Raw genomic sequence first — 17,081 nt, 5'->3', positions numbered from 1 at the left:
TCCGTTCTCTTCTCCGCTATTCCACTTTCATCGGAAATGAAACGTTTGAATGTGAGATCAACGTCGAAACGCTTTGATTAAACCTTCTGCCAAATCGAGGATACACACGATGATGATGGTGAGTAAAACACTCCAGACGCCCCAACGACTGATTGTTTCGAGGTCGACGTTGATTTGCTCAGCAATCAACGAGAGGGCATTAGAAGAAATTAAATCAGGTTGCAGTAAAATGAGCGCTGTGACGACAATCCATACGATATTGAAGAGCGCGTTCCACAAGGCGAGCGGCTTTGTCCAATGTCGAACCATCCATTTGTAAATGGCGATGGCGATCCCAAAGGCGGCCAGGGCGATGACAAACGGGAAGAATTGATCCAAGACCGACGTATTGAGTAGCGGATAGGATTCACTATCTGTGACAACACGAATCAACTGCTCGGCGTTGACATACAATACGACCATCAGAACGGTGGCGATAAAGTCAAACAAAATCGAACCAAAAGAAATCGAGGTCGAACGTGGTTTTACCTTCTTGAGTTGCTCAGGTTTCCAACTAGAGAAAGGAACTTCGCCCTCAGGTACAGCACGTTCAATGATGAAGAACGTGAGGGTGATCCAGAATAGCGTCTGAACGACGACATTGAAGATAGCCGCCCCAGTTTGAAGGAATGCTTGAATCAAGAATTGACTCCAAGACGTGTCGTCGATGGGATTGGTCAAATAACCGATGATGGAGAGAATGGTGACAACCGTGACGGCAATCGGTAAGACGATTTTGATGATGTTCACGTACTGTGTGAAGAGAGCAGGACCGATGAGATAAAGTGGTCGGTTCGCGTAGCGAGCAGCGAGGATTTGAGGGTCGCCGAGTTGGCGCAATGCTTCAAATAAAGCCGCTTCAGACGGGTCATTTCCAGTCATGTCATCAATGGTCGATTCCAATTCGAGTGCGACGTCTTGCCGCATCGACTCTGGGATTCGAGAGGTGACTTCATCGATATACACATCACGAAGATTCATGATCATTTCCTCCTTCAATTAGACGGGTCAACGTTTTCGACATGTTCATCCATTCCACGTACAACTCATTCAAAATGTCCATCCCATCCGAGCTGAGCACGTAGTACTTGCGTGGTCGACTCTCTGTCGTATCCCAGGAACTCGTGACGAGTCCTTGTTTTTCAAGTCGACGCAAGAGCGGGTAGAGCGTACTTTGATCAATGTTGATATCGGCATCTAGCAGTGCTTGAACGAGAGAATAGCCGTATTGGGGTGTCTTCAACTGACTGAGCACCGCAATCGTCAATGTGCCGCGCCGCAACTCCGTCACCAACGAGGCTTTTACATCAGACATTTTTTCGCCTCCTTCATTCGTTTATCTTTATACTGTATATCATACACTATAAGTTATCATACATCAATGTGAATAAAAGATGTTGAGTCATTTCCTGATTTTGGGATAATAAAGAGGAGGTGATGTTCATGAAGTGATGGTGGATTCTTGGAGGTGTGGTGATCGCCAGTTTATTGACGATCAATGAGCAATGGTATGGGCATGCGGCGACGTTTGGAGTGCCGATTGGCTGGATCATCATGCTGCTAGTCTTGGCACAGTTTCGAAAGCCGACATCGACTCTTTGGGCGGCGTCGGTCGGAGTGATGAGTGTAGGGGCGGCGATTTTGCTTTCGATTCCGAGCTACTCGTTAGCTGAGGCAGAAGAGATGTTGAGCAAAACGTACAATGACGTGACGTACGTGGAAAGCGTTCCGACGACCGGAGGAGAATGGAATCCATTCTCTCCTCGAGTGGGCTATCGATTTGAAACGGAGAGCGGAGACTCGATTTTATTCATCCCGGACTCGGGAAAGACGTTTGAACTGTAAAAAAAGACTCGCTCTCATGATAGAGGGCGAGTCTTTGTGTTAGTTGCGAATCATGTAGTCGAAGGCGCCGAGTGCGGCTGTCGCACCAGAACCCATCGAGATGATGATTTGTTTGTAGGCGCTGTTCGTGCAGTCTCCTGCCGCGAACACACCTGGGACGTTCGTCGCGCCGTGACGGTCGACGACGATTTCCCCGAAGTTGTTGCGTTCGACCGAGTCGAGCCAGTCCGTGTTCGGGACGAGGCCGATTTGGACGAAGACGCCTTCAAGTTCGACATGATGTGACTCGTTCGTCTCACGAGACACATACGAGATGCCGTTCACTTTGTCCGTACCCGTGATTTCTGTCGTCTGAGCGTTCGTGATGACAGTCACGTTCGGGAGGCTGTGAAGACGATCTTGTAGCACTTGGTCAGCCTTGAGTTCAGGAGCGAACTCGAGGACCGTTACGTGCTTGACGATTCCTGCGAGGTCGATGGCCGCTTCGATCCCAGAGTTACCGCCACCGATGACCGCGACACGTTTCCCTTCGAAGAGAGGACCGTCACAGTGCGGGCAGTAAGCGACCCCTTTGTTTTTGAACTCCGCCTCACCTGGGACGTTGACGTTACGCCAGCGTGCACCGGTCGAGAGGATGACACTCTTACTCTTCAAGACAGCACCGTTCTCGAGTTCGATCTCGACGAGGTCCTTTTTCTCAAGACGCTTCGCGCGTTGAAGGTTCATGACATCGATGCCGTACTCTTTGACGTGCTCTTCTAGACTGGCGACAAGCTTTGGACCTTCTGTATAAGCAGTACCGATGAAGTTCTCAATCCCCATCGTGTCCATCACTTGGCCACCGAAGCGCTCCGCGATGATTCCGGTACGGATTCCTTTACGAGCCGCGTATACGGCTGCACTTGCACCCGCTGGACCGCCACCTACGACGAGGACGTCATACGGGTCTTTGTCCGAAAACGCAGACGCGTCAGGACCTGTACCGAGTTTCGCCAAGATCTCTTCGAGTGACATCCGACCGTTACCGAACGATTCTCCGTTCAAGAAGACCGTCGGGACAGCCATGATTTCTTTTGCTTCCACTTCATCCTTGAACGCGGCTCCATCGATCATCGTGTGCGTGATGTTCGAATTGAGAACGCTCATGACGTTTAGCGCTTGCACGACGTCAGGACAGTTGTGGCAGCTGAGACTGATGTACGACTCGAAGTGATACGTGCCTTCGATGTTTTGGATCTGTTTGATTGTGTCCGCATCGACTTTCGGTGCGCGCCCGCTCACTTGGAGGAGGGCGAGGACGAGTGATGTGAACTCATGTCCGAGTGGAATCCCCGCGAAGACGATTCCTGTCTCTTCGGATGGACGATTCACGCTGAAGCTCGGTGTACGCTCGAGTGTCGCGCGTTCGACCGAGATGCGTGATGACATGCTGGCGAGTTCGTTGACGAGCTCGAGCATCTCGTTTGAGACTTTGTCTTCCCCAGCGCTCACACGGAGGACGACATCGCCCTCCATGAGCTGGAGATATTGGTCGAGCTGTTGTTTAATCGCTGCTTCTAACATGCAATCGCTCCTTACAATTTACCGACGAGGTCAAGGCTTGGGCGGAGTGTTTCAGAACCCTCTTCCCATTTCGCTGGGCAGACTTCGCCTGGATTGTTGCGTACGTATTGTGCTGCTTTGACTTTGTTGACGAGTGTGCTCGCGTCACGGCCGATGCCGCCAGCGTTGATTTCGACAGTTTGGATGACACCGTCTGGGTCGATGATGAATGTACCACGGTCTGCGAGGCCGTCTTCTTCGTTCAAGACGTCGAAGTTGCGTGAGATGACGTGTGATGGGTCACCAATCATGATGTACTCGATCTTTCCGATTTTCTCAGATGTTTCGTGCCAAGCTTTATGTGTGAAGTGTGTGTCTGTAGAGACAGAGTAAACTTCTACACCGAGGTTTTTAAGTGTAGCGTACTCGTTTTGAAGGTCTTCAAGTTCAGTTGGGCAGACGAATGTGAAGTCAGCTGGGTAGAAGCAGACAACGCTCCATTTACCTTTAAGGTCGTTCTCTGTAACTTCGAGGAATTCACCTGTTTGGAATGCTTGTGCTTTGAATGGTAGTACTTCTTTGCCGATTAATGACATGGGTTATGTCCTCCTTGTTTTTTTACTCTAGCGTTTCTATCTCGACTAGAATAATTATAATGTAATACTAACTTCATATAACGAGCTGAAATTGTCAAGGCGTTTGCATGCTTTGAAATGTGTTGAAATAACTCATAATTATTTATGATTAGCTTAATATCAATGAAGAAAACGATTACAATGAGGGTGTATTTTCTTTCGATAAGTAGTATCTTTACAAAATATTAAATGAGTCACAAACTTGTTTGAAAGATGGAGAGCAGATTGTTATTCTCGTCTTTCTGTTCGTGATTATCATTTACAGACAGGGGATTTATGATGAAATATAGAGTCCATTCTCATCGATTCGGTGAGACGATATTGAAGAACGATGAAGAGTTCAAGGAGATTTGGACAGAGATTCATGACATCATTCAGTCAATCAGCGACGACGACATCATCAAAACATTTAATGAAAAATATGCTAAAAAGAACAAGAGTCTATCAAAGGCTTTGAATGAACTATTCAGACTGGAGTTTTTGAGAAGAGGATGGATGAGCGAAAGTCCGATTTTTCAGGATCGTGACTATTCGGAGAATGTGTGGCGTCTTGATTTCGCTAAAGACAATATCTCACTAGAAGTCGGATTCAACCATGCAGGTACAATCGCTTGGAACTTATTGAAACCGGTCATCGCAAGCGAACTGAACCATGTCGAAAAGGCAATTCAAACACGGATTGGGGTCATCATCTGTGCGACTCAGCGTTTGCAGAGAGCCGGCAACTTCGATGGAGCCATTGGGACGTATGAGAAATATGTGCACCATTTGAAGCCGTTAAACACGCAACTCACCGTACCGATCGTCATTATCGGACTTGAAGCACCTGATACATTCAAAATCGTTGAATATTTAAATGAAAAAGGCGAAAAAAGAGGTCGCGTAGAGGAATTCTACGCGAACCTGCTTGTCGATGAAACGACTGAGACCTATCATGAACCGATGTTCGATGAAGATTTAGACTGATGTACTTTTAATCTCAGCCACTTCGTATGTGTCGGTTTTGCTTGGCCATATCAACAAAATGAGTGATGGTATAGATGACATGATCAAAATCATCATTGACCTGGTGTTCCCAAAATCGAAGAATGACCCAACCTTCTTCTACATAATGTTGTGTGACGTCGGCATCGCGTTCGATGTTACGTCCGATCTTTTGACGCCAAAAATCGGCATTCGTCTTCGGCAATTTGAAGTGGAGGGGACAGCCGTGCCAATAGCAAGAATCCAGAAATACGACGACGCGTAATCCCGGGAACGAGATGTCGGGGGTCCCGTAAAGTTTGCGATTGTTCTTGCGGTACCGGTATCCGGCCGCCCACAGCGCTTTTCTGACTTTGACTTCCATCTTCGTATCTTTTCCACGGTTGCCGCTCATCGTCTTGAACACGGCTGGACTCGATGCTTTCGGTACGTTTTTGGCCATATCCCTCACCTCCCTCTACTAGGAAGATTCCACTGTAGGGAGAGAAGTACTCATGTTAAGCGTCTAAAATCTGCTGAATGTAGTTTCGGTCTAACCAAAACGCCTGCTTTGTGATCCATTGTCCATCGGGGAGGCGGATTTTGTCATCTCCATCCGCACCTTTTGAACGTACATGTGCGACTTGGTTAAATTTTGATCCGGGCAGGTTGTTCTTTATTCTATTTTTCATGGGAATCAGCTCAACCCCTTCTATTACGACCTTTCGAGCTTCGGACCACATCTCATATAGTTCGCCATCGATTGTCTCGAGTGGCATGTTCCAGAGTCGAATGCCTACAAAGCGAGGGATTCGCTTTTTCTTCGGGACGTATTCTTCGTCATATTGAAATTCTAAGAAAAGATATTTCTGTTCTGCGAATGTGTCATATAGGTCTGAATCTTCCCAGTCGCTTTGGCATAGGTTTTCAAAATTGACCTTGCCGAACGACATATGTTCGCGAATCTTTCCGTCAGGTTCGCGTGCGATCGTTTTGAACTTGATGTTTGCCTTCGCAAATTCTTCGATACCGGAAAGGTCTGTCTTTTGCACTCCTAACAGTTTGGCCATGACATGAGGAATCATCGCCTTGTTTCTAGGGTTGTATGGAACTTTCGTTTCTTCACATAAATCAATCAGTGTCTTGCCATAGTGTGCTGAGAGTCGGGTTTCGAGAAGTTCCTCGATAGACATTTCGTTTAACTCACCTTGGTTCGCGATAGATTCCATTAGTTCCGGTGTTAAATATTTTCGAACCAATCCGGACATATAGGATGCTTTCAAAGAGAAGGCGCGCGGCTTGGCAGGTTCATCTGAGAAGGGTTGAGTACGTACAATCGAACCGTTCGCCCCTTTTGTACAGGCGGACAGATACATCGTATCTGCCTCCGAAATGAGATGAGCCTCTCCACTCTTGATTTTGGTAACGATTGTTTCCCAATCTTGTCGCATCACGGCTAAATCTTCCTCCGAGAACTCGTTTAAGAAGGCTTTATAGATACGGTAGTCATCCATTGGAATCTCAGGCTCATATTGATAGAGCATGATGAGCATACTTGTGGCTTTCGATAAAAAGCTTGAAGTTTCAAACGAGTATCTATGCTCGCTATGGTAATCAATCATATTCAAGACGAGTCGTTCTTTTGAAGAATATGTACCATTTTTGTTTTTTTTGAAAGGAGTGACCTTTAACTCGATACCAAGTTCCTCAAAGTCTGGTCGGGCATCTGAATTGATTGGGTATCCGAAATGGCTCTCTTCAATAATGTGACCGAGTGACCCCTTGGAGCGAACATTTTTAATCCGTCCGGTCGTGTCAATCTCGCCGAATGTCTTTCCCTCGGCCTCTCTTGCCTTATCCATTAGTTCTTGAATCGTTTCGTAACGCAATCGAATACCTCCTATAAATTTACATATATAAGATGAGTATAACGTAGTTGTTGATCCCATTCACCTTTTCTGTTAAACTAATTTCATCGAGCTAGTTCGGTTGTGATAGGACCTAAAATAGCGTAAATTTAAGATAGAAAATACGAAAGGGTGTTCCCATTGATTAAAGTAGTTGAGTTATTTGCCGGTGTAGGAGGTTTCCGCATCGCGCTTGAAGGAATCAAAGATGTGAATGCCGAGCCTACATCTGACAAATTCGATGTGGTTTGGGGCAATCAGTGGGAGCCGGCGACGAAGGTACAACCGGCCTTTGATTGCTATGCTGAACGTTTTAAAGGGCGTGGCCAACACGTAAATGAGGATATCGCGCTGTCATGGATGGAAGCAGGACCACACCATTTACTTGTGGGGGGCTTCCCGTGCCAAGACTATAGCGTGTCACGTAGCTTGAAGAATGAGCAAGGGATTCAAGGGAAGAAGGGTGTCTTGTTCTGGGAAATCATGAATATCATCGAACAGGAAAAGCCGCCTTACGTCTTACTCGAGAATGTCGATCGCCTAATGAAGTCACCTGCGAAGCAAAGAGGGCGTGACTTCAGTGTCATGCTTCGTGCGTTTGCCGATCAAGGATATACGGTCGAGTGGCGGGTTATCAATGCAGCAGACTATGGGTTTGCGCAACGCCGCCGCCGCATCTTCATCTTTGCGACGCGAGCAGATTTGAAGCATTCAACCCGAGCGGGGAAAGCGAACCCTGAGCAGTGGTTGTTGAAAGACGGATTCTTTGCACCGACTTTCCCGGTCATGGAGATGACGAGCGAGAAGCATCCAGGTTCGACGTTCGAGTTGCCGAAAGACATCGTTGAAATCTCGGACACATTCTCTGCGACTTATCGAAATGCGGGTGTCATGACGGGGGATCAAGTGACGACGCTTGAGACGCTCCCGGTTCGCGAAACACCTAAGACGCTCGGTCAAGTCGTTCGAGAGGTCTATGAGCAGTTTGGTCCTGCTCCGGAACACTATTATCTGGATACAGAGAAGGTTAAAAAATCTGGACGTACGGAAAAAGAGGAATTGGCTTACATGAAGGGGCCGAAAAAAATCGAACGTACTTCTGCGAGCGGTCACGTCTATGTCTATGCTGAAGGAGGCATGTCCTATCCAGATTCGCTAGACCTTCCAGGTAGAACGATGTTGACGAGCGAAGGAACGTGCAACCGTTCAAGCCATGTCATCGAAGATCCACATACGAAAAAATTGCGCTATTTGCGTCCGGAAGAATGCGAGGGATTGAATGGCTTCCCATACGGATGGACCGCGACTATGACAGACCGCAAGCGATATTTCACAATGGGGAATGCCCTCGTCGTCGGATTGATTGAGCGGATGGGCCATCGAATTGCGGAGATTCATGAGCAAGAGGATGAAAAGAGCCTGTTGCATGAAGTGAAGCAGATGCAATTGTTAGGGACGTACAATAACTTTAAATAATTTAAATGCCCTCATCTGAATGACATTTTCATTCAGATGAGGGCATTTGCTATTTAGAGTTACTCCGCCATCAACGCACACACCGCATTCGAATACGCTACCGGATCTTCAATCGGTAACCCTTCAATGAGGAGGGCTTGTTGATACAAGAGGTCTGTATATTGTTTCGCTTTCGCTTCATCTTCTTTATACACACGTTGGAGCGTCTGGAAGATGGCGTGGTCGGCATTCACCTCGAGCACTTTCTCCGCTTTCATGCCGCCGCCGTTTGGCATTGCGTTCAAAATCTTTTCCATCTCGATTGAGACGTCACCCGCAACCGTCAAGCAAACCGGATGCGACTTGAGACGTGTCGAGGCACGCACTTCTTTGACGCGGTCTCCGAGCTCTTCTTTCATGAATGCGAACAAGTCTTGGTTGTCTTCGTTGAGCGATTTCGCTTCCGCGTCATCGAGACCGAGATCGCCGCTCGCGATCGATTTGAATTCTTTGTCTTCATACGACTGAAGCATCTTGATGGCGAACTCGTCGATCTCTTCTGTAAAGTAGAGGATTTCGTATCCTTCTTCTTTCAAGCGCTCTGCTTGTGGCAAGAGGTCGATGCGATGAATCGATTCGCCTGTCGCATAGTAAATATACTTCTGATCTTCTTTCATCCGCTCGACGTACTCTTTGAGCGAAACGAGTTTCTTCTCGTGAGAAGAATGGAAAAGAATCAAGTCTTTCAATTCGTCTTTGGCTGCGCCGAACTGGTCATACACGCCGAACTTCAATTGGCGACCGAACGACTCATAGAACTTCTCATAGTCCTCACGCTCGTTTTGGAGCATCTTCTCGAGCATGCCTTTGATTTTCGACTTCACGTTCTTCGCGATCACGCGAAGCTGGCGGTCCTGCTGCAACATTTCACGGGAAATGTTGAGGGAGAGGTCTTCTGAGTCGACCATCCCTTTAACGAAGCCGAAGTAGTCCGGCAAGAGGTCTGGTGACTTCTCCATGATCAACACGCCGTTCGAGTAGAGCTCGAGCCCTTTCTCGAATTCTTTCGTGTAATAGTCGAACGGAACCGTTGACGGGATATACAGGATTGATTGATAACGAATCGTCCCGTCGACGTTCAAGTGAAGATGCTTGAGTGGCTCATCAAAGCCGTAGCGCTTCTCGTGATAGAACGCCTTATAATCCTCGTCTTTGAGTTCGCTCTTCCGCTTCAGCCAAATCGGAACCATGCTGTTGACGGTCTCTTCTTCCTTGTAGTCCTCATACTCTTCTGAGTCCTCTTTTTGACGATGTTTCGTCACATCCAGTTTGATTGGGTAACGGATGAAGTCCGAATGCTTCTTGATGAGTGAACGGATCTCATATTCTTCGAGGAATGACGAATACGCATCATCTTCTGTGTCTGCCTTCAAGTGGAGCGTGATTTCTGTACCGATGTCCGCTTTGTCTGTCGGCTCGATCGAATAGCCGTCTGTGCCTTCTGACTCCCATACGTATCCTTGATCACTGTCAATCGAGCGAGTCCGCACGGTCACACGGTCAGCGACCATGAACGCGGAATAGAACCCGACCCCGAATTGACCGATGAGGCTATGGTCTTCTTCCATCTTCGTCGCCTGTTTCATGGCGAGTGAACCGCTCTTGGCGATGATTCCGAGGTTTGTTTCGAGTTCTTCTTCTGTCATCCCAATCCCTGTATCGCGAATCGTGATCGTCCGTGCTTCTTTGTCGAGTTCAATTTTGATGAAGTAATCGTCTTTGTTGAACTCGATGCTTTCGTCTGAGAGGGCACGATAATACATCTTGTCGATGGCATCACTCGCGTTCGAGATGAGCTCACGCAGGAAGATGTCCTTATGTGTATAAATTGAGTGGACCATCAACTCTAAAATTCGTTTCGATTCCGTTTGAAACTGTTTCTTTGTCATGATCGTTCTCCTTTTGATGTCTATATTTTGGCACTCTGTATATAGGAGTGCTAACACTATTGATTATCCTAATTTTTAGGAAGATGTCAACCGAGATTGAAGAAAAGATTGACGAGGACGTAGGTTTCGCATATAGTTGAGTACATGCGATGAGCTGGTCTATGTAAGACGGCGGACATTCCCTTGAGGAGCACGTTGTGGAGCGTGGTCCGTCGCGGTAGACTTTCGAGAGCACCTCTAGTGAGAGGTGCTCATTTTTTATGTATACAACTAGCCTCCTTTCAAACGAAGGGAGGCTTTTCTTATGCTCGAATGGATGCGAGGAACATCTCTTTTAAAGCACGCAATTGTACGGCCGGTTCAATATCGTCCTCTAAATAACTGATGTGCGACTTCAACATGATGTTGTTGCCGAACGTCCCGAACGTATTGATGATTGTGACGACGGTCACCTTCACATCGATATCCGAGCGGAATGAACCGTCTCGTTTCCCATCTTCGATCAAGGGTTCGAGTGTCTGCATGATCTGTCGTTGAACGTCGATGTATGTCTCGATCCCAGGAAGCGGTGAGGCGACGAACGATGCATAGCTCTCGAACGCCTCTCGGAAACGGGCGTGGTTCGTCCGCTCCAACTGCATCTCGAAAAAGTGATTCAAGATGGCCTCGAGCCGCTCATATGCGCTGCCTTCCCCATGCATGAACTGTTCAAATCTCTCGAGTGTGGGCTGTAGATTCTTGACGGCTGCCGCAACAATCAATTGATCTTTCTTCGGGAAGTAGCGAAACAGTGTCGCCACCCCAATCCCTGCCGCATCCGCGATGTCCTGCATCTGAACCTTCTCAAAGCCATTCTCTATAAATAAGCGTTCTGCCTCTTGGATAATCAGTTGAACTCGTTCTTCTTTGTTTTGTTGTCGTTTACTCAATTCCATCACCTCATTGTCTGTCCTTAGTATATCGTCTTCAAGCAGTTTCGTTGAGATTAATGTCATATCCAATTATGATTATGATAGTTAGACTATCATAATTTAATGAATGGAGCTGGGACAATGCGTTTACAGGGGAAAGTAGCGGTCATCACAGGGGCAGGAAGCGGTATGGGAGAGTCAACGGCACGTCTATTCGCCAAAGAAGGGGCAACAGTCGTCGCGACAGACATCAATGAACAAGGAGTAAACAATGTAGTCGAGTCGATTCGGGCGCAAGGTGGGGAAGCCATCGCGGTGAAACATGACGTGACATCGCGCTCGAGCTGGGAGGACGTGTTTGCAGAAGTGGAAGCGACATGTGGCAAATTAGATATTCTCGTCAATAACGCTGGAATCGCACTTGCAAAACCTTTCTTGGAACAGACAGAAGAGGACTGGGCACGCACATATCGCATCAACATCGATGGGGTCATGTTAGGGACACAGTACGCGATTCCGCTCATGACGGAGAATGGGGGAGGATCAATCGTCAACATCTCCTCCATCTCTGCATTGACAGGTATGGCGGGTGCCGGTGCCTATACGGCCTCGAAAGGTGCGGTCCGTTCTCTCACGAAAGCAGCGGCAGTCGATTACGGGAAGCAAAACATTCGGGTCAACTCGGTGCATCCAGGGTACATCGTGACACCGATGAGTGCGCCACATATGGAGCATCCAGACTATAAACAACATTTCTTGAATCAAATCGCTTTGCCGAATCTCGGACAAGCGGATGAGGTGGCGGCAGCCGTCCTGTTCCTTGCGTCAGATGAGGCGAATCATATCAGCGGGATCGAACTTCCGGTAGATGGTGGCGTGACGGCGAAGTGAAAGTAGGGTCTCTATGGAGGCCCTACTTTTTTAATTACTCTAAGATTCCGATTAACTCCATCACGAGTAGTATGACTAGACCTGAACTAAGCACAGCTGCAAAAAAGACGAGCACAGCATACTCTTTCTGCTTCAAAATTGCCCACCATCCGGTCACAAACGCTCCTAGCCCGAGGATAGAGAATGTGGTCATATAGCTGAGTCGAAGCATGTTTGCAGTATTGTCGCTCCAAAGCGTCGAGTGGAAGATTGTATCAAATTGATTGAGCAGAAGAAACGGTACATACATGGCAAGGAACAAGGCAATCAAGAGAATAGACCATTTTCCGATTGAAGTATGTGGAAAGATTGCACCATTCATGAGGATTCACCTCTTTTCATTTTAAAATCATCTGTATTATTTATATTCCCGTTTTGTGTAAAGAGTTTAAGTGATTCATCAAATTGACATGATATAGTCGACATGAAAGAGTGAGATGACAAGTGTAGAACAGTGCCAAATGAGCCGAAAAAGGAAATTGATATTATTTAGTTAACTATGAAAGTTGGTATAGTGAGATGGACACTCAGTTTGAGATAGAACGGATTTGGATGGATGAAACGGAGCTGTTTTATCAAGTTCAGCTTCAACTTCGGTCTTCTACTTGCGCCAGCAATCAGTTGATTTATTTAGATGATGCGAGTCTTGGGGATCTTTATCAAAAGATCGATCAATTCAATCAAGCGTGGGGCAAAGAACCGATCACATGGAGACTAGTCGATGAAGAAGAGGGTTCGGATGATTTGCAAGTCAATCTAACTTTCACGTTGATTGACCGGATTGGGACCATCCAAATCGATATTTTCATTCATGATGAATGGCGGTTTGACTCATTTGACCATGTTCATATGAAATTTAGAATGAGGACGACGATGGGACAGCTCGACGACTTGAGCGCTCAACTCAAACGTTTCATTCGTCGTGAGACCGACCATGTCTCATCACTTCGACCAGAATAAAGCAGCCTGAGACGACTCAGGCTGCTTTTTAGTACCATTCTTTCGGTTCGTAATTCAATTCGCGGAACAGTTGCTCACGCTCTTTTTTCGAAAGATCGCGCCATTGTCCAGGCGGCAGTTTCCCGAGCGTGATGTTCATGACACGAACACGTTGGAGGCGGAATACTTCGTATCCGAGCGCCTCACACATACGACGGATTTGGCGGTTGAGTCCTTGCGTGAGGGTAATGTTGAAATCGAACTTTGAAAGCGGACGGACTTTACACGGAAGTGTCTTCTGGCCAAGGATTTTGACACCGGCTTCCATCTGCTCGACGAACTCTGGTGTGATTGGCTTATCAACCGAGACGATGTATTCTTTCTCGTGCTCGCCTTCTGCACGGAGAATCTCGTTGACGATATCGCCGTCATTCGTCATGAGGATGAGACCTTCCGAGTCTTTATCAAGACGACCGATGTTGAAGATGCGGAGCGGGTGGTTGACCATGTCGACCAAGTTCCCTTTTACTTTTTTTTCTGTCGTACTCGTGATCCCGACCGGCTTATGGACGGCGATGTAGACGTTGTTTCGGGCAACCCGTGCGACAGAACCGTTGACGAGGACTTCATCGCCCGGTTTGACTTGGTCGCCGATTTTTGCTTTTTTCCCATTGATGGTGACGCGTCCCTCTTCGACGAGACGGTCGGCTTGGCGACGGGACGCCTTGCCTGATTCACTGATGAATTTATTGATGCGCATGTGTACACGTCCTTTGTTTGGCTTCGTCCTCTCACTATAACGCATTTTATAAACTCTCGAAAGCGGGAAACGAACGGGAGAGGAGGGATGACATGGAGGCAGTACGACTGTTACAAGACGCAATCCGATTTCAACAAGCACTGTGCGACACAACGTTCGGGAAAGAATTGATTCAAGAGGCATCACCTGTCCTTTGGTACGGTCGACCTGGTCCGGATCAATGGCTGACCATCGGGACGAATCCGTCTCGCGGCGAGTTTTTACATCGTGACGGGACACCGAGAACGGGGCAACACCAAAAGTTCTATTGGCGGAACATACTCTCGTTTGACGATTACCTCGGAAATGAAGAGGCGCTGCAACAAACGCTCGAACGGGCATCGGTCTATTTCGAGTCGGGTCGCGCGACGACGAACTGGTTCGGGAAACCGCATGGCGCCAAACTCGAGGCACTCCTCAACGGGATGGGGCGTTCGTTCTATGATCATCCTGCAGCTGTCATCCACGTTGATTTTTTCAAGTTTGCGACATATGAACAGATGGGGAAGATGAGGACCGGGCGCCACTGGATGGAACATCCGACCTCAATCGAACTGTTGGAACGGACGATTGCGTACATCAAACCAATCCGTATCATCGTGCTCGGACGGGATAACTGTCGTGCCTTGAACGGTTTTTCAACAATCGGAAGACTGTCTGCATATCCCGCCGTCACCTATGAAATCGGACGCCATGATTCAGGTATCCCGATGATTGGCCTCCATATGAAGCCTTCAGAAGTGTTCGTTGGGCTCGGGAATGGCCGTGATTCAAACGGGCTACATTACGGGTCATACGCGAAGCGCGAGCACCTTTTAAAAATCGGAGAAGCGATTGACACGATTATGGACGAGTGGCTGGCGGATGGACGCGTGTGATGCTTCCCCAAAAGTTGAATTCGTTGAAGTCGATGTAGCGCACGTCCTTCGAACGATTATCGAGCACGGCTAACAAGATGACGTCCGGGAACCCCCGTTTTTCAAACTGTAAGTAGCCGACTCCCGTGACGGAATGATTTTTATAAAAGCCGTTCGCCATATTCAGCACAAACGGGCGTCCTGCTTTCAGCTCACGCTCAAACGTCGACCATTTCCAAAGATAGCGGGAACTGCCTCGACCGTCGTACCCGTATCGCTTCCACAGTTTCGTGATGATGGTGGCGATTTGTGTCGGCGGTGTCCCTTTCTCGTCTTTGAAATGGTGCCTGAAGGCGATCTCGCGCACATCTTCTTGGATCTGTGTCACATCATCTGGGATGTTCGCATACCCATGATCACGATAGAAACGGAAGATGGCGGTGATCGACGTCAACGTACAGTTGTTCTTGCCGTTCTCGAACTGACGTTGGAGCAAGACGGGCACGCCTTCAATCTGTACAGAGCGCTTTAATGTCCAGCGTCCGTGATAACGATCGTTCACATAAGCTTCTGGGTCGATGATCCCGGCATAGCCGTTGTTCGCAACCTCGAGTTGTCCTGCAAATGGGTGCTCCATCTCGGTCTCCCTCCTTTTCTTTTAGTATACAAAGGACGCCCCATCTCATAAAAGAGAAAGGGCGTCGTTTTCGTTAAAACACAAGATGTGCGATGCCGACGATGATCGGAAGGGTGATGAAGGTACGTAACAAGAAAATCAAGACGAGGTCGAGGAATGAGATCGGTAGTTTTGAACCGAGCAACAAGCCCCCGACTTCTGACATATAGATGAGCTGGGTAACCGACAACGTAGCGATGACAAACCGTGTCAACTCACTCTCGATGCCGCTTCCGAGAACGGCCGGCAAGAACATGTCGGCGAAACCGACGACCATTGTTTGAGCGGCTTCCGATGCCTCAGGCACTTGAAGGAGCATCAAAATCGGTTCGAACGGCTTTCCGAGGATAGTGAAGAACGGCGTATATTCTGCGATGATGACCGCAATCGTCCCGACTGCCATGACGACAGGGAGGACGCCGATCCACATATCGAGCACGTTCTTGAAGCCGTCTTTGAGCGTCTCTAGGAAACTTTTACTCGAACGTGACTTTTGTAACGCCTGAATTAACGCCCACTTACCGAGTGACACGTTCGCGGGTACTTCTTCTTCCGGTTTGAGCTCCGTCTTCTCATAAGCCGTGTCTGCCTTTTTAGACAACGGATAAATCCGTGGCATGATGAGAGCGGCGACTAGTCCGGATAAGACGATGGCCCCGTAGTAAGGCAAGAAGTATTGGTCGAGTTCGACATACTGTAAGACGACGATGGTGAAGGTGATGGAGACGACGGAGAATGTCGTCGCAATGATCGACGCTTCCCGTTTCGTGTAATAGCCTTCCTCGTACTGTTTTGTCGTCAGTAGAATCCCGATCGTCGCATCCCCGACCCATGAGGCGAGCGAGTCAAGTGAGGCGCGCCCTGGCAAGCGGAAGAGCGGACGCATGATCTTCATCAAGAACGTCCCGACGAACTCGAGAAGTCCAAAGTTCAATAAGAGCGGTAACAACATACCGGCAAAGAAGAATGTCGCAAATAAGATTGGAATCAAATCAAAGAGCAATAAGCCCCCTGTAAATTCTGACGTGATCATCTCTGGTCCGAGTGTGAGTAGCGTCATGACCCCGGCGATGAAGCCGATCACGCGCATGACGAACCAAAACGGTGTCACGCTAAACAGTGCGTTGATGGATGATCGCTCCATCATAAAAGCAGGACGTGCCGTAAAGAGTAATAATGAGCCGACAATCGAAATCCCCATCATGATGACGGCGAGTGTCGGGACGAAATCCCCAATCCAGTCAATCAGCAGATTGGATAAGAAGGCGACTGGAATCGTGAAGCCTTCCTCTGATGAGATTGGTACGATGAAAAACATGATCCCGATGAGTGATGGAATCAAGAACTTAAAGAAGTCTCGACTCGAAAAAGAAGGTTTCTTTCCGTCTGGTGTTGATGAACCATTCATGATGCATTCCCCATTTCCCCGAAGTGTTTGTGCTGTCTATGTATCCCCATTACACATCCAGCCGTTATTGAAACGTATTTCTTTCTTAGTATAAAAAATATGACCAGGTGCTATCAACAACATGCGGAAATTTTCTGAAAAATACAAGGTTAAATACTAGGCAAAACATTCGTATTCAATCAAACCATTTAGTATGATGACGGCGAGTCCAACAAATTCAAGATAT

The 17,081-nt window shown here is 47.8% G+C and carries 18 protein-coding genes; 6 read left to right on the top strand and 12 right to left on the bottom strand.

The features are described from left to right. Nucleotides 1-57: 57 nt before the first annotated feature. Both BBB58_RS01995 and BBB58_RS01990 read right to left on the bottom strand, forming a co-directional pair. Nucleotides 58-1,020: an HAAS signaling domain-containing protein gene (locus tag BBB58_RS01995; protein WP_074035168.1), complete on the bottom strand. Its 963-nt coding sequence runs from the start codon at nucleotides 1,018-1,020 to the stop codon at nucleotides 58-60. Beyond that, nucleotides 1,007-1,354 carry a PadR family transcriptional regulator gene (locus BBB58_RS01990; protein WP_074035166.1) on the bottom strand — a complete coding sequence of 116 codons (348 nt, stop codon included), beginning with the start codon at nucleotides 1,352-1,354 and terminating at the stop codon, nucleotides 1,007-1,009. The genes BBB58_RS01995 and BBB58_RS01990 overlap by 14 nt, the downstream gene beginning before the upstream one ends. 155 nt (nucleotides 1,355-1,509) lie before the next feature. Here BBB58_RS01990 and BBB58_RS01985 point away from each other — a divergent pair, with 155 nt between their 5' ends. Further along, complete coding sequence (locus tag BBB58_RS01985) at nucleotides 1,510-1,884, top strand: hypothetical protein (RefSeq protein ID WP_143180209.1); 375 nt, start codon at nucleotides 1,510-1,512, stop codon at nucleotides 1,882-1,884. A 39-nt stretch (nucleotides 1,885-1,923) separates the two neighbouring features. Here BBB58_RS01985 and ahpF read toward each other — a convergent pair whose 3' ends face one another. Both ahpF and ahpC read right to left on the bottom strand, forming a co-directional pair. After that, on the bottom strand, nucleotides 1,924-3,447 hold the full coding sequence (ahpF, locus tag BBB58_RS01980; RefSeq protein WP_074035162.1) for an alkyl hydroperoxide reductase subunit F: 1,524 nt from the start codon (nucleotides 3,445-3,447) through the stop codon (nucleotides 1,924-1,926). A gap of 11 nt (nucleotides 3,448-3,458) precedes the next feature. Next, complete coding sequence (gene ahpC, locus BBB58_RS01975) at nucleotides 3,459-4,022, bottom strand: alkyl hydroperoxide reductase subunit C (RefSeq protein ID WP_015880295.1); 564 nt, start codon at nucleotides 4,020-4,022, stop codon at nucleotides 3,459-3,461. Between the two features lie 318 nt (nucleotides 4,023-4,340). Here ahpC and BBB58_RS01970 point away from each other — a divergent pair, with 318 nt between their 5' ends. Next, nucleotides 4,341-5,027: a BglII/BstYI family type II restriction endonuclease gene (locus BBB58_RS01970; RefSeq protein WP_074035160.1), complete on the top strand. Its 687-nt coding sequence runs from the start codon at nucleotides 4,341-4,343 to the stop codon at nucleotides 5,025-5,027. Between the two features lie 13 nt (nucleotides 5,028-5,040). Here BBB58_RS01970 and BBB58_RS01965 read toward each other — a convergent pair whose 3' ends face one another. Together BBB58_RS01965 and BBB58_RS01960 are read right to left on the bottom strand one after the other, a co-directional pair. After that, nucleotides 5,041-5,487: a very short patch repair endonuclease gene (locus tag BBB58_RS01965; protein ID WP_074035159.1), complete on the bottom strand. Its 447-nt coding sequence runs from the start codon at nucleotides 5,485-5,487 to the stop codon at nucleotides 5,041-5,043. A 55-nt stretch (nucleotides 5,488-5,542) separates the two neighbouring features. Beyond that, complete coding sequence (locus BBB58_RS01960; RefSeq protein WP_074035158.1) at nucleotides 5,543-6,913, bottom strand: Sau3AI family type II restriction endonuclease; 1,371 nt, start codon at nucleotides 6,911-6,913, stop codon at nucleotides 5,543-5,545. Nucleotides 6,914-7,072: 159 nt separating this feature from the next. Between BBB58_RS01960 and dcm the strand changes: the two genes are divergently transcribed. Beyond that, a complete protein-coding gene (gene dcm, locus BBB58_RS01955; RefSeq protein WP_074035157.1) occupies nucleotides 7,073-8,407 on the top strand; it encodes a DNA (cytosine-5-)-methyltransferase in 1,335 nt (444 codons plus the stop codon). Between the two features lie 59 nt (nucleotides 8,408-8,466). Here the strand turns inward: dcm and htpG are convergent, their stop codons facing one another. Both htpG and BBB58_RS01945 read right to left on the bottom strand, forming a co-directional pair. Next, nucleotides 8,467-10,335, bottom strand: a complete 1,869-nt coding sequence (gene htpG, locus BBB58_RS01950; RefSeq protein ID WP_074035156.1) for a molecular chaperone HtpG — start codon at nucleotides 10,333-10,335, stop codon at nucleotides 8,467-8,469. A 302-nt stretch (nucleotides 10,336-10,637) separates the two neighbouring features. Further along, nucleotides 10,638-11,270: a TetR/AcrR family transcriptional regulator gene (locus BBB58_RS01945; protein WP_244150654.1), complete on the bottom strand. Its 633-nt coding sequence runs from the start codon at nucleotides 11,268-11,270 to the stop codon at nucleotides 10,638-10,640. Between the two features lie 117 nt (nucleotides 11,271-11,387). Here BBB58_RS01945 and BBB58_RS01940 point away from each other — a divergent pair, with 117 nt between their 5' ends. Continuing rightward, nucleotides 11,388-12,137 carry an SDR family NAD(P)-dependent oxidoreductase gene (locus BBB58_RS01940; RefSeq protein ID WP_047795764.1) on the top strand — a complete coding sequence of 250 codons (750 nt, stop codon included), beginning with the start codon at nucleotides 11,388-11,390 and terminating at the stop codon, nucleotides 12,135-12,137. 34 nt (nucleotides 12,138-12,171) lie between these two features. On the opposite strand, the gene BBB58_RS01935 is transcribed toward BBB58_RS01940, so the two are convergent. Beyond that, the gene (locus BBB58_RS01935) at nucleotides 12,172-12,498 is read right to left on the bottom strand and encodes a hypothetical protein (protein WP_047795765.1); all 327 of its coding nucleotides are present in this window, start codon (nucleotides 12,496-12,498) and stop codon (nucleotides 12,172-12,174) included. 197 nt (nucleotides 12,499-12,695) lie between these two features. Here BBB58_RS01935 and BBB58_RS01930 point away from each other — a divergent pair, with 197 nt between their 5' ends. Then, complete coding sequence (locus tag BBB58_RS01930) at nucleotides 12,696-13,136, top strand: hypothetical protein (RefSeq protein WP_074035154.1); 441 nt, start codon at nucleotides 12,696-12,698, stop codon at nucleotides 13,134-13,136. A gap of 28 nt (nucleotides 13,137-13,164) precedes the next feature. Here BBB58_RS01930 and rluF read toward each other — a convergent pair whose 3' ends face one another. Beyond that, nucleotides 13,165-13,875, bottom strand: a complete 711-nt coding sequence (gene rluF / locus BBB58_RS01925; RefSeq protein WP_015880301.1) for a 23S rRNA pseudouridine(2604) synthase RluF — start codon at nucleotides 13,873-13,875, stop codon at nucleotides 13,165-13,167. 92 nt (nucleotides 13,876-13,967) lie between these two features. On the opposite strand from rluF, the gene BBB58_RS01920 reads away from it, so the two are divergent. Beyond that, the gene (locus BBB58_RS01920) at nucleotides 13,968-14,792 is read left to right on the top strand and encodes a hypothetical protein (protein ID WP_074035152.1); all 825 of its coding nucleotides are present in this window, start codon (nucleotides 13,968-13,970) and stop codon (nucleotides 14,790-14,792) included. Here BBB58_RS01920 and BBB58_RS01915 read toward each other — a convergent pair. Both BBB58_RS01915 and BBB58_RS01910 read right to left on the bottom strand, forming a co-directional pair. Further along, nucleotides 14,758-15,408 carry a C39 family peptidase gene (locus tag BBB58_RS01915; RefSeq protein ID WP_015880303.1) on the bottom strand — a complete coding sequence of 217 codons (651 nt, stop codon included), beginning with the start codon at nucleotides 15,406-15,408 and terminating at the stop codon, nucleotides 14,758-14,760. The two genes, BBB58_RS01920 and BBB58_RS01915, sit on opposite strands and share 35 nt — an antisense overlap. Nucleotides 15,409-15,481: 73 nt before the next feature. Beyond that, nucleotides 15,482-16,855, bottom strand: coding sequence for a YjiH family protein (locus BBB58_RS01910; protein ID WP_074035151.1), 1,374 nt, complete (start codon nucleotides 16,853-16,855; stop codon nucleotides 15,482-15,484). Between the last annotated feature and the right edge of the window lie 226 nt (nucleotides 16,856-17,081).

Source organism: Exiguobacterium profundum (genome assembly GCF_001909285.1).
Classification (GTDB): Bacteria; Bacillota; Bacilli; order Exiguobacteriales; family Exiguobacteriaceae; genus Exiguobacterium; species Exiguobacterium profundum.
This window is presented reverse-complemented; position numbering and strand designations above follow the sequence as displayed.